This is a genomic window from Wohlfahrtiimonas chitiniclastica, from assembly GCF_002252325.1.
GTDB classification, from domain to species: Bacteria; Pseudomonadota; Gammaproteobacteria; order Cardiobacteriales; family Wohlfahrtiimonadaceae; genus Wohlfahrtiimonas; species Wohlfahrtiimonas chitiniclastica.
In genome coordinates, this window is sequence record NZ_NEFL01000001.1 from 708,208 (window position 1) to 721,886 (window position 13,679).

12 protein-coding genes are annotated in these 13,679 nt (G+C 45.1%); 1 reads left to right on the forward strand and 11 read right to left on the reverse strand.

The window, feature by feature from the left end; all coding sequences use genetic code 11:
* Positions 1–2 precede the first annotated feature (2 nt).
* From can to B9T10_RS03340, 11 genes are all read right to left on the reverse strand, one after another.
* Positions 3–650: a carbonate dehydratase gene (can, locus tag B9T10_RS03290; protein ID WP_008315061.1), complete on the reverse strand. Its 648-nt coding sequence runs from the start codon at positions 648–650 to the stop codon at positions 3–5.
* Between the two features lie 23 nt (positions 651–673).
* Positions 674–943, reverse strand: a complete 270-nt coding sequence (locus B9T10_RS03295; protein ID WP_008315064.1) for a helix-turn-helix domain-containing protein — start codon at positions 941–943, stop codon at positions 674–676.
* Between the two features lie 19 nt (positions 944–962).
* The gene (gene dusB, locus B9T10_RS03300) at positions 963–1,928 is read right to left on the reverse strand and encodes a tRNA dihydrouridine synthase DusB (protein ID WP_008315065.1); all 966 of its coding nucleotides are present in this window, start codon (positions 1,926–1,928) and stop codon (positions 963–965) included.
* Entirely contained in the window at positions 1,925–2,818 is an 894-nt protein-coding gene (gene prmA, locus B9T10_RS03305; RefSeq protein ID WP_063503628.1) for a 50S ribosomal protein L11 methyltransferase, read from the reverse strand. The genes dusB and prmA overlap by 4 nt, the downstream gene beginning before the upstream one ends.
* Before the next feature lie 160 nt (positions 2,819–2,978).
* Complete coding sequence (locus B9T10_RS03310) at positions 2,979–3,218, reverse strand: FAD assembly factor SdhE (RefSeq protein ID WP_008315067.1); 240 nt, start codon at positions 3,216–3,218, stop codon at positions 2,979–2,981.
* Positions 3,219–3,358: 140 nt separating this feature from the next.
* Complete coding sequence (locus B9T10_RS03315) at positions 3,359–5,872, reverse strand: peptidoglycan-binding domain-containing protein (RefSeq protein WP_094537786.1); 2,514 nt, start codon at positions 5,870–5,872, stop codon at positions 3,359–3,361.
* Position 5,873: 1 nt separating this feature from the next.
* Positions 5,874–7,766: a tRNA uridine-5-carboxymethylaminomethyl(34) synthesis enzyme MnmG gene (gene mnmG / locus B9T10_RS03320; RefSeq protein ID WP_018121892.1), complete on the reverse strand. Its 1,893-nt coding sequence runs from the start codon at positions 7,764–7,766 to the stop codon at positions 5,874–5,876.
* A gap of 102 nt (positions 7,767–7,868) precedes the next feature.
* A complete protein-coding gene (locus tag B9T10_RS03325) occupies positions 7,869–9,083 on the reverse strand; it encodes an SGNH/GDSL hydrolase family protein (RefSeq protein ID WP_094488437.1) in 1,215 nt (404 codons plus the stop codon).
* Positions 9,080–10,144, reverse strand: coding sequence for an SGNH/GDSL hydrolase family protein (locus B9T10_RS03330; protein WP_094537787.1), 1,065 nt, complete (start codon positions 10,142–10,144; stop codon positions 9,080–9,082). Before B9T10_RS03330 ends, B9T10_RS03325 begins: the two co-directional genes overlap by 4 nt.
* Before the next feature lie 9 nt (positions 10,145–10,153).
* On the reverse strand, positions 10,154–11,563 hold the full coding sequence (locus B9T10_RS03335; RefSeq protein WP_094537788.1) for an MBOAT family O-acyltransferase: 1,410 nt from the start codon (positions 11,561–11,563) through the stop codon (positions 10,154–10,156).
* Between the two features lie 102 nt (positions 11,564–11,665).
* Positions 11,666–12,205 carry a lipocalin family protein gene (locus tag B9T10_RS03340; RefSeq protein ID WP_094537790.1) on the reverse strand — a complete coding sequence of 180 codons (540 nt, stop codon included), beginning with the start codon at positions 12,203–12,205 and terminating at the stop codon, positions 11,666–11,668.
* Positions 12,206–12,355: 150 nt separating this feature from the next.
* On the opposite strand from B9T10_RS03340, the gene B9T10_RS03345 reads away from it, so the two are divergent.
* Complete coding sequence (locus B9T10_RS03345; RefSeq protein WP_094537792.1) at positions 12,356–13,663, forward strand: MFS transporter; 1,308 nt, start codon at positions 12,356–12,358, stop codon at positions 13,661–13,663.
* Positions 13,664–13,679 lie beyond the last annotated feature (16 nt).

Genomic DNA, 13,679 nt, shown 5'->3' on the forward strand with positions numbered 1-13,679 from the left:
AGTTATAAACATTTCGCATGAATCAATGTTGCCGCATGCTGATAAGCCTCTTTGACTTGATCAGGACGGCTGACATGGAAATTCAAATCATGCAAGAAGCCATCGGCTAAACCATAAATGCACGCATGCACAGTGCAACGCTGACCGCGTGCCCAAGCATCTTGTACAATTGTGGTTTGCGTCACATTATACGCTTGCTCAATGGCATTGAGCTCACATAAACGATCCGCACGGGATGGAAAATCATCACACAAGTACAAAGAGTGATCTTCATACACATTGCGCACATGCAGCAACCAGTTATCGGCCAAGCCAATACGATTGCCCATGAGCGCAGCTTTCACGCCCGAGCAACCATAATGACCCACCACCATCACATGTTTGACTTTTAAAACATCAATGGCAAATTGCAACACCGATAAACAGTTAAAGTCGCTGTGCACCACAACATTGGCAATGTTGCGATGGACAAATACTTCACCTGGGCCAATCCCTGCAATTTGGTTTGCAGGCACGCGCGAATCAGAACAGCCAATCCACAAATATTCTGGGGCTTGCTGATCCACAAGCGACTCAAAAAATCCGGGGGATTCTTCTTTGATACGTGCCGCCCAAGCTCTGTTCTTCTCGATGATTTTATCAAATGACATGTTAAATTCCTTGGATTGATGAACTAGCCAATTGACTTGGCGTCGATGTCATAATAATCCAATTTCTTTTTCAATGTCGAGCGTGTGATGCCTAAAATCTCTGAAGCCTTAGACTGATTACCGTTGGTGTACTCTAAAACTTTTTCAAACAATGGACGCTCAACTTCTGATAAAACTAAACGATATAAGTTAGGTGGATATTTGCCATCTAACTGCAGAGAAATTTCATTCAATGCGGTTTTCACAGATTCACGCAAAGGGATATGACTTTTGATTCTGCGTTGTGCGATCATTCTTTGTTACTCCTAAAAACTAAATTACGCTTGCAATCGGTTGATTGTTGATTAACGATGTCAAAATATGGTGTTGTTCATCCCTGCTACGCGCAGACATTAAAGTGGTTCGCCAATCTTTCGCATTGTCAAACCAAGATGAATACCATAGAAGATGTTTACGTGCGACTCGAACACCTTTCTCGTCGCCATAAAGTTCATATAGACCATTGAGGTGCGTATTGATCACCTCAAATATCTCATCATGAGAGGGTCGATATTCTTGATCCTCCACTAGGGAGCGAAAAATCCACGGATTACCAAAAGCACCGCGACCAATCATTAAAGCATCGGCACCGGTTGCTTTGAGCACATAACGGGCTTTTTCAACACTGGTGATGTCGCCATTGGCGATCACCGGAATGGAAATTTGGGATTTAATGTGGGCAATGGTTTCATATTCAGCATCCCCTGAAAAACCATCTTGGCGGGTGCGGCCATGAATCGTCAGCGCTTGAATGCCCACGCGCTCGGCAATGCGTGCGATGTTGAGGGCATTTTTATTCTCACGATCCCAGCCGGTGCGAATCTTTAAAGTGACCGGGACATCCACCGCATTGACCACCGCAGTTAAAATCTCTGTCACCAAAGTTTCATCACGCATCAAGGCAGAACCTGCGGCTTTCTTACACACTTTTTTCGCAGGACACCCCATATTGATGTCGATGATGTTCGCACCTAAACCAACATTATAACGCGCCGCATTGGCCATATCTTCGGGCTCAACCCCTAAAATCTGAATGGAAATGGGCAAGGATTCTCCTTCGGTCACCACACGATTTTTACTTTTGTCGGTGTCCCAAAGGTTTTCTTGCGCATTGACCATTTCAGACACGGCCAAACCTGCCCCTTGTGCGCGGCACAATTTACGAAAAGGAAGGTCTGTAATGCCGGCCATCGGCGCCATAATGTAGGGCTGAGTTAACGTCAGCTCGCCAATTTTCATGCGCGTTTGATTCCGTGTACCAACGCCCAACCATCAATGGTGTTAAAGGGCTCAACAAAATCAAACCACGGTGCATAGGCATCTTTGATCATTTGTACGTCAGACAATAAAATGCCCGCTAAAATGATGTTGCCTTGAGGTTTTGTTAAAGATGCTAATTTTTCTGCCAATGCCGTTAAGGGCAAAGCCAAAATGTTTGCCATCACTAAATCAACTGGCTCTGCTGAGAAATCTTTTGACAACACGCAGTGAATGTCGATGTCGTTACGTGCAGCATTGTCATGGGTGGCTTTAATGGCTTGTGGGTCGATGTCTGTGGCATCACAACGCACGGCGCCAAGCATACGCGCTGCAATTCCTAACACACCAGAGCCGCAGCCATAATCCACAGCCGTGTGGCCATTGACTTGATCTTTATGGTTAGAAAGCCACGTTAAGCAAAGGGCTGTTGATGGATGCGTGCCCGTGCCAAAAGCTAAACCTGGGTCAAGCATCACGGTTGCACATTCTGGCTCAGGGGGATCTAAATGGGTTGGGCAAATCCATAAGTTTTCGCCAAACTTCATGGGATGATAATGATCCATCCATGAGCGTTCCCAATCGGTATTTTCTAGGTGATTTTCACGAGCCACTGGCAATGCGTTGATCTCTGTGGCTAACACAGATGCAACACAAGCAAAAATCTCTTTTTCATCACAAGGCTTTTCAAACAAGCCTGTCACCAAGGTCTCTGGCCATAACGGGGTTTCACCTGGTAATGGTTCTAATACTGGATGATCTTCTGCATCACTGTACGTTACAGCGATCGCACCGGCAGTTATAAGCGCCTCATCTAATTGATCTGGTGAGTATTGACCAGATTTTAGCGTGAGCTCGAACCATTCATTCACGATGTCACTCCTGAAGTGTCTAATAAAAAGGCAATGAATACTAGCGGATTTTCAGAAGATGTCAAGAAAACATCTTCTGCCAGCATCCGAAAATTGAATACAAATTATACAATAATTCCCGATGAAAAGAATTATTTTATCGATAGAGCAAAAACTTATCCTAACTGAGGTGTGGATTTATTTTTCTGATTAATGCTTCTTGCTCAGGCGATTGAGGTGGTGCTTTAAGGAGGAGGAGATCAAATAATTCAGGGTCCTGCATTTCAAGTAATGCACTGAACATCGCTTTTTCTTCAGCAGGTGCATCTGCATAATGATGATCAAGGTAATGATCAAATAAACGATCCATTTCACGCATACCACGACGAGCACGCCATCTCAATTTTGGCAACTGATCCATAATAAACTCCTCATCAAAACTTAAGGGCGACATTCTAACACGAATCAAACCATTCTTCCCAGGATTCGACGCACTACATTGTAGATTCAATGTATGTCAAAAAAGCCCTCAAAAAGAGGGCTTTTTCATGCAGTCTTTCACTAACCGCGACACGATACGGACAATACACGCCCTTTACGATACACAATGCGGCATTGCTGATTATTGCGCGCCCCGCCACACATTGCAGCAGAAATACTGATGTTATTAACCTTACAACCCGAGAGTGCACCTTTACTGTTATAAATCATGGTCATGCGCCCAACAATGGCTTGTGGTGGTGCTGTCAATATGCGCTCCGTCTGCGCCCCTTTTGCCCCCATTTTAGGCATCACACCACGCACCACAGCCGTATCTGGCGCAGCTTTCTGTGCCGGTGCAGCGGCAGGGGGTGCACGTCGATTATTGGCAGCAACACGCGTATTGACTTGATTGAGGGTCTCAAGACTCCCTTCCCCTGTCACTTTGTAGCTGTAACGCTTTTGGAAGGTTTCAATGGTTTTTTTCGTGGCCGGCCCCATCATGCCATCTGGCTTGAGTTTATAACCTAATTTGACCAACTGCGACTGAATGGTTTTTAACGTCTCTTTTTCAAGCGCTTTCATTAACTCTGGCGTCAGTTTGTCATTGACAGGTAACTTCTGCTCTTTTTTAAACTTTTCAATGGCAGTATTGGTGGCTTTACCCTGCAAACCATCGACTTTACCATTAAAATGTCCCAGCGCAATCAAGTACTCTTGCACTTTCTTGGTTTGTTCAATCAATGCCTCTTGCTCTTTGAGCACTTTCACATATGTTTTCACATAATTGGCATTGTTCAAATCCCCAAGCACAATCAATAAAATACCAATGTCTAATTCTTGCGGCTCTTTATTGACTGGCAATTTGTGTTGCTCACGCAATGTTTTGACGATGTTGCGGGTTTTCGGTCCAAGGGTGCCCGTAGGCGCATCCGTCATCAAGCCCTTATCTATGAAATAGGTTTGTAGGCGCGTGATCACTGCAGCATTAAGCGCTGCACTGGTATTGCGGCCAATTTTGCCATCCACACCCAATTTTTTCTCTTTCTGGAATGCTTTGATCCCTTCGATCAATGCATTGTTGTACTCACCATCTACTTCTTCTTTATAAAGGCCAAGCATGGCAAGCATCAACTGTAATTTTAATGACTCTTCAGTGCCTTTTGGATTGAAACCTGGCAAACCGACGCCCACAGGTGTCTCTTCCACGATCGTTGCGGTTTCTTCTTCCACCACCGGTTCTGCTTCATCGACTGGGCCTTCGTCATCGCCCTCTTCTTCAATGATGCCATCTTCTTCGGTGTTGTCCGCCTCGATGGGCACATCATCCATTGAGCCATCATTGAACATTTGCCCTTCGTTAAAGAGGGTACTCAATGTTTCTGGTAACAACTGACCTTTCGGAGACAAATTGACGCTCTCTTCATAAGATTTCAATGCATTGACCGTACTTGCACCCGGAATGCCATCGATGTCTTGATCATACAATTTAAGCTGTTTTAACTTCTCTTGTACCTTTTTCCAAATGTTTTTCTCTAATGGAGATTCCCATTTCGCATCTAAGCTGCCTGTGGGCTTTTGCCCAATGGAGGTTTGATACTCTTTAATGGCTTGACGCGTAGATGGCCCCATTTGCCCATCAAGCGTTCCTGCCGGAAAACCTGCAAGCGTTAGCCACACTTGTAAGTTTAAGAGCTTACCTTCTTTGGCATGGCTATCGATCAAAAAGCCCGCCGTTAAAGGCTCTTCAATGGTGGGCTCAGATTTTGCTGCTTTCTCCACCACCGTCTCTACAATTTCTTTTTCCTCAATCGGTGCTTCAATCGCCACTTCCGGGTTTGGCAGCACCACTTTCACATCGGGCGCATTTTTTGAAGATGCTTTGACATCATCACGATATTCCACAAGCTGCACAGAGGCGGTGTCATCAATTTGCGCTTTTTTCAACGCATCACCTTCAGCAATGTTGCCTGCAAATGCCCGCTTAATCGCCACAATGTCCGCAATGGATAAATGACCCGTCACCGGTAATTTAGATTCTGTTTGAAAGGCCTTCAAAGCTCGACTCGATGCACTGTTCCATGTGCCCGTAATGTTTTCTGAGTTTGGCTCAAACAACAATTCTTGCAACAGACGAATGCCCTCTTCTTCTAAATGGGCATACCAATCGGGCGTAATTTTAGGATTTTTCTCAAGCCCACGGGTGGTTTGATAACTTAAAATCGCCTCTTCTAGCCCTTTATCATAAGTGCCTTTTAAATTGAAATTGGTTGAATTGACAGGAATGCCAAGCAGTAAAAACCACAAACGAATGCGCTCAATCATCTCTTTAGAGACGCCAGAGCCCACTTTTTGGGACAATAACCACTTTTGCACCTTCGGATCATCATTGAGCACCGCATAATCGTAGAGGGTAAAGCCATTGTTATCCATCGTTTTTAACAACTCAGGATCTTGCTTCATCTCTGATTTTACGCCATTTAATGATGAGGATGACACCGTGGTGAACACATCTCGCTCTGTCTTTGAAAAGTTCAAAAAGACAGGAATCACCAACAGCACTGCCACCCAACCATATTTCAAATATTTATTCATATTATTCCTTAATTGTCGGAATGAGCCCTTTACGCAATAGTACCAATAACAGAGAAATCGCAGCCGGTGTCACGCCTTGAATGCGCGAGGCTTGCCCGATGGTTTCAGGCTGCTGACGCGTCAATTTTTCGCACTGCTCACGCGATAAACCTTTGATGGCTGCATAATCAACATTGTCTGGTAGTTTTGCTTCCTCAAATTTCTTATTGCGGGCAATCTCTTCGATGCCGCGCTTAATGTAGCCTTCATATTTTGTTTGAATCACCACATCTTCAATGGCAATGCGAGAAATGTCGCTAAACTCTGGGGCATTTGGTAAAGCTTCTAAGGCTTCAAACGTCACTTCCGGGCGTTTTAATAAGGTAATCGCACGCATGTTGTGCGGCATCACCACAGAAGTTTGCGCCTGCAATGCTTGGCCTTGCTCTGAATCTTGCACCACCATCCAATCATTTAAGCGATTTTCTGCCACCGCGCGATCTTCATTTTTACGCACAAAGCGCTGCCATTGATCTTCGCCCACTAAACCTAACTCGTAACCAATCGGCGTTAAGCGTTCATCAGCATTGTCTTCACGCAAAATCAAACGATATTCTGAGCGCGATGTGAACATGCGATACGGTTCTTGCACGCCTTGCGTGATCAAATCATCCAGCATCACGCCAATGTAGGATTCATGGCGCATCGGATACCATTCATCTTTCCCTAAGTAATTGCGACCAGCATTTAAACCTGCAATGAGCCCTTGTGCTGCAGCCTCTTCATAACCCGTTGTCCCGTTGATTTGCCCTGCAAAGTATAAGTTTTTAATGGCTTTGGTTTCTAGGGTGAATTTCAAATCACGCGGATCAAAGAAATCATACTCAATGGCATAACCCGGTCGCGTGATGTGGGCATTTTCAAGCCCAGGAATGCTGTGCACTAAATTAATTTGCACATCAAAGGGTAAACTCGTGGAAATGCCATTTGGATAATATTCATAAGTGGATAAGCCTTCAGGCTCTAAAAACACATGGTGGCGATCTTTATCCGCAAAGCGCATGATCTTATCTTCCACCGATGGACAATAACGCGGGCCAATCCCTTCAATCACACCGGCATACATTGGCGAGCGATCTAAACCGCCACGAATGATGTCGTGGGTGCGTTCATTGGTATAGGTTGTCCAGCAAGAGATTTGGCGCGGATGCGGCAACTCTTCACGCAAATAAGAAAAATATGGCACAGGATCATCGCCCTTTTGTTCTTCCATGCCAGAAAAATCAATGGTGCGACCATCAATGCGTGGTGGCGTCCCTGTTTTTAAGCGATGAATGTTTAAGGGCAATTCACGCAGTTTTTGCGCCAATGTGTTTGAGGGTGGATCGCCCATGCGGCCACCTTCATAATTATTCATGCCCACATGAATGAGACCAGACAAGAAGGTACCGGCTGTTAATACCACACAATGACCATGAAAACGGATGCCCGATTGTGTGACAACACCTACGATTTTATCCCCATCAATGAGGAAGTCATCTGCCGCTTGTTGGAAAATGTAGAGATTTTCTTGATTTTCTACAAAGCTGCGAATCGCCGCGCGATACAAGGCACGGTCAGCTTGCGCACGTGATGAACGCACCGCAGGCCCTTTAGATGCATTTAAAATACGGAACTGAATGCCGCCAAGATCCGTGGCTTTTGCCATCACACCGCCAAGCGCATCGATCTCTTTAACGATCTGCCCTTTCCCAATACCGCCAATGGCAGGGTTACAGCTCATCTGCCCAATGGTCTCAATATTATGTGTTAACAATAAGGTTGGCACGCCCAATCTTGCAGAAGCCATCGCAGCTTCTGTCCCAGCGTGTCCGCCACCGACTACAATTACACCAAAATGTTTAGGAAAGTCCATATTTAATTACATCTAACGTTAAGCAAAGTCGCTATCTTAGCAGTTTTATGCGTAAATCCCAATAAGCTGATCATACATTTACACAATCAAATGCACCGGTGATTATGGCGCAAGGCCAAAATACTTCATCAAATCTTTATACAACATTTTTGCACTGAGCTCATAGCCTTTTGGCGATAAATGCACCAAATCTGGGCGCCCTAAATCATGACTGACCCAACGCTCCATGCTGCATTTTCCGCCCATTGCTTTTTGCCAATCCCAATACAAAACACCTTCGGACTGTGCAACCGCGCGCTGAATTTTCTTCACCTGTGCATAAGAGGGTGGCTGTTTATCCGTACATTCTCGTGTGCCATTGCCATTTTTAATGGAATCTGATGCACCCACCAATAAAATGGCGGCATTCGGTAAGGTTTTGCGCACCGTTTGAATGCTATTGTGGAGATTTTTGCGGTACTCTTTTTCATCAAGCGTATCATTAAACGCTTCATTGGTGCCGTATTCTAAAATCACCAAGTCACTTGTGGTGGCTGCAAGTTCATCTAACCACTGCGGTGACCATTTATTCCAAATCGATTGCTGTGCGCCATTCGTGCCAATCCCTGAAAGAATCACGCCTGGCTTTTGATAGCGCTGTAGCCACATGCCGCCAATTTCGGCAGACTCATCTATGGCATCGATTTTAAAGGGCAGATATGTCAATAAATCGATCATCTGCCAGCCATTTGATGGGCGAGACAATAGACCATCTGAAACGCGGATGCGGTTTTTCATATCTTCCACCGCAATCGCTTCAGGCTTGGTGCTTTTCACCATCAAACGCACATTCCACATGCCACGCGTTAATTCTTCTTGATTGAGGGTGGCCAATAAGCTGCTGCCCTTACGAAGCGGCTTTGCCACATACCCCCCCATCGGGAAATCAAGATGATTGACATTGCGACTGCTCATCACTTCCCAATTCGAGGGCTGCCAAGACATAAGCGCATGGCGTTGTCCTTTGACCTGCATCGGTGTCACCCAGCCAATGCCAGCATTGCCAAATTTATTTTGCATCAATTCACGCAGCGGCCCTGTGAAAAAATCAGCTGCTGTATGGGAATCACCAAATTGCGTCATTGTCACCACAGAGTTTTGATACTGCAATAAATCACGCATTTTTGCCTTCAATGCGCTGCCATTGCGATCGCCAAAGTCCTCAATGCCAGGGCCTTGTTCACGCAAAAAGTTATCATTCGATGCATCGGTGCTTTGACAGCCCAATAAACATCCCACTAATGTTGTCACCAAAAATGCTTTGGTTAAATTCATCATTTCGTTTCCTCTGCAGTTGATTCTATGGTGAGTTCTTCAATGATGCGATCTGCGAGCATCTTTTGACCCCTCACTGTAAAATGGATGCCATCATCCGTTCTTACTTTAGCATTTCCTTGCGCGGTTTTTGCATAGGCACTGTATTTTTCTTCACTGCACCCTAGTAAATCATACGTCGGGATGAAATGCCCATTAAAACGTTTGACCTCATCGGCATACAAGCCATTTAAATAAATCACATCTTTATGGAGCTTCGTTTTACGCATACACGGCACGCCAAGCCACACCACAGGAATGTGTTTACTCTGCGCGGCCTTTAAAATGCGCTGAATGCGCTCACGATACGCCGCTTCCCATGCTTCACTTTTAAAACGCAAGTAATATTTTTGTCCCTTGACCGGAAAATCCCATGGATCATTCGGCCCTAAAAAGACAAACATCGCCTTAATATTGGCATTTTTTTGTAGGGTTTCTTCCACCACTTGCGGCCAGTTAAAGAATTTTGGGTACGATAAACCGGTGCTCTGTTTACTTAAATCAATGCCGCCGATTTTATGCGCTTTGTACAGCGTCTGCTTCACCTTTGGTGCAACGCCTTGCATTAATGAGTCGCCCACAAAAAAGAGTTGATCCCCTGCGCTTAATACAATGTTTTCTGACGTTTTCGGTGGATTTTCGATTGACAGATCAGATTCATGATCCGTTTCATTATCACGGATCAGTTCCTCGCGATCATGCAGGGACTCTAACACAATGGCAGGCGTGTCCATCACTGGGGTTTCTTCAACGGTTTCGATTGTTTCCACCGTTTCTAATGACTCACGTTGTTCTGCGCTTTCAACAATTTCTGCTTGTGTCTCTTGCTCGACGATGGGGTCGATCGTCTCTTCACTCACCTCTGCCACAATCGCAGGTTGTCCACGCCACCATTGCTCTAATTGCACCATTGGAGAATCAGTGTGATGGGTTTGTGTCCAATAAGTGTTGATGGATGCATAATAACAGTAAACCACACCGGCAAGCGTCACCAATAATACATATAATGTTCTCAATATGATCATGGCATCCTCCTAAAAGCTGGCATAAATGAATTGTGGAATGCCAGAAGGCGCCCAGTCAATCACAAGTACGAGCACCACAATCAACACAAAAGGCAACACCGTCCAATGGATCATATGAATGATTTTCTCAATCCATGCAATGCCTTTTAAGAGCCACGGATACGCGTAATAAACCGCAACGCCCGCCACTAAAATGGCCAAGGTCTTAAGATGATTCATCACATCCCCATAATTGCTCACCATTGCCAATGCATAATCACCTGCATCGCTCAATGTGGCGCTTCTGAAAAACAGCCAGCCTAAACAGATGTAATTGAACATCAAAAAGCGCGCCAAAAAGGGTGAAAAACTGCTGATGCCATCTTTTTTCCAAAAGCGATCGCCAATGTTTAAGGCAATTGTCCCCACACCATGAATCACACCCCAGACTAAAAAGGTGAGCGTCTCCCCATGCCAAATGCCAGAGAGCACCATCGCGATCAATACATTGATCTGTGTGCGTGTAAAGCCGCCGCGGCTGCCGCCTAATGGAATGTAAATGTAATCGCGAATCCATGTCGATAAACTGATGTGCCAGCGCTGCCAAAACTCTTTTAAATTATTTGCCATGTACGGCACATTGAAGTTTTGTGGCAAGCGAAAGCCTAACAGGAGCGCAATGCCCGTCACTAAATCTGTGTAACCCGAGAAGTTAAAATAGATCTCAAACGCATACGCCCATAAGCCCAAAATCAAATCAAAGGTGTGATAAGCACTTGGGTTATCAAAAATGGGTTTGACATATTCATAGGATAAAAATGCGCTCAGCCAATAGACTTTAATGACAGCGCTCACAATCAAAATCATCGCACGCGTTGGCTCAAGCACGGTGCGCGGCGTTTGTTGCTGAATTTGGGGTAAAAACAGTTTCGCGCGATTAATCGGCCCTGCGATCACACTTGGGAAAAAGGATAAAAAGAGCGCAAAGTCAAAAAAGCTGACGGGCATTTTCTCTTCTTGATGATACACAGACACCAAATAACTGATGGAATGAAAGGTGTAAAATGAGATGCCAATGGGCAATAAAATCTCGGCAATCGGCATGGAGAGATCAATGTTCCATGCTGCGAGCTGGCGCATGAATTCGGCAATGAAGAAATTATAATATTTAAATACCGCAAGGTTACCAATGGCCGCAATGATGGCAACCGTGAGCCATAATTTGCGATGTGGGCTGTAAGCAATGCCTGTTGATAAGAGATAAATCACCACTGTATATGCCCCAAGAATGAGGGCAAAATCGACATTAAAGAGTGCGATTAATACATAACTGACGATCAATAACAGGGCATTTTGAAGTGCAGGCACAAGGCGCAAACACCAGTACAGCACAAAAAACGGCACAAAAGCCGCCGCAAATTCAATGGATAAATAACTCACTTGGAACCTTAATCTATTTTTGTAATGGCAACGCTATAGCGCCATGAGTATGGCGCTTGGCAATTCTAGCATTTATGTGACAGATTGCACGGTTAATTCGCCCTATTCGTGGATGATCATTGTGCGCACATCATAACCCTGCTCTGTGGCGGTTTTTAAGTAATCCTCAATCACCACAGGATCAATGGTGGGCGTGCGCGCTAAAATCCATAAAAATTCCCGTGATGGTTCGCCCACAAGCGCCACTTGATAATCCTCATCAATGCGCATCACCCAATAATCGCCTTTAGTGAAAGGGATCCAGCGCAGGTATTTTGGTAAAAAGCTCACCTTTAGTTCACTGCCGATGGCATTTTGTGGATAGGCCATCGCTTCTGCAGTTTTCCATTCACCATTATCCATTTGACAGCGGTTGGTCACACCGATATTGTGCGCAACCTTCTCATAATGGGCTTGATTGCCTTTCACGCACGCTTTTTGAAAGCGATTGGGCAAACGCGCGATTTCATACCATGTGCCAAGATAGCGATCAACATCAAACTGCTTCACCGATTGAACAGGTGCAGCATTGTCTGCCCATGCCGTTGAATGATGGATCATCAATAACCCCATCACCCCAAATATTTTTAATAAAGCTCGCATGATTCCTCCAATAGTCATTGTGTGATTCATTTTTTAAATTCATCTGACCATTCATAACACTGATATTGCGCGAGATCAAATCAATCTGATATTCTGCCGCGTTGGCCAGAAAAAAGTCGCTGGCCATACACAACTAAAAAAGGAGTTAATATGGAATCACATCACGACGATCGACTTAAACAACAGGTCATTAAAAAGGCCTTCATCCGCTTAATGCCGGTGTTATTGTTTGCCTATGTTTTGGCCTACTTAGACCGCGTCAATATCAGCTTTGCGGGGCTGACCATGATGGAAGATTTAGGCTTATCCGCTAAATTATTCGGTTATGGCACAGGCATCTTCTTCATCGGTTACTTTTTGTTTGAAGTGCCAAGCAACCTTTTACTCACAAAATTTGGGGCACGCCGCTGGATTTCACGCATCATGATCACATGGGGCTTAGTGTCTGCTTGTATGGCATTTGCTGCAGGCGATGTGAGCTTTTTAATCATGCGCTTTTTATTAGGCGCGGCTGAAGCAGGCTTTTTCCCTGGCATCATTTTATATTTAACCTTCTGGTTTCCACAGGAATACCGTGCGCGCATCATCTCTGTGTTCATGCTCTCCATCCCCCTTTCTCTTGCCGTGGGCGCACCGCTCTCCACAGCATTATTGGGATTAAATGGCATCGGTGGTTTACATGGCTGGCAGTGGTTATTCATCATCGAAGGGATTCCCACTGTGCTTGTGGGTTTGCTCTTCTTATTTGCCATGCCCGATTGCCCAAAAGATGCCAAATGGTTATCCTCTGAAGAAAAAACATATCTACAAGGTGTTTTAGATGCGGAGAGCGCAAGCATCGCGAAAAAAGCAGGCACGCACTTCTCGCTTGCCTTAAAACATCCGATTGTGTGGATTTTGGCCATCATTTACATCTCAAACGTGACGGCAAACATTGGTTTATCAAGCTTTTTACCACGCATCATTAAAGAGCAAGGCACCTTTACAAACATGCAAATTGGCTGGATCACCTCCATTCCCTATTTTGTGGGCGTCCTTGGCAGCTTAGCCTTTGGCTTTTTAACAGATAAATTTAAAGCGCCATTTTTACTATTATTGGTGGCGATTTTATTAACCGGTGTGGGCTTAGTCACCGCAGGTTACCTCTATGCACAAACGGCCGTTGCTATGGCGATCATTGCGGTTTCTGTCGCGGGCATCGGGATTTATGGCTTTAAAGCGCCATTTTGGTCATTGCCCTCCATGTTTTTAACGGGCGCAGCAGCAGCCACTGGTATTGCGATGATCAACTCCATTGGTAACTTAGGCGGCTTCATTGGACCATCTGTCATCGGATTGGTGCGCGATGCCACCGGCAGTTATGCCGCAGGTTTGTACTTCTTAGGTGGTTTAAGCATTTTCGCCTCCCTCCTTTCAATGTTTTTAATGGCTAAATACGCCAAATCCACTGATGCATAATCAGCGATGATACAAA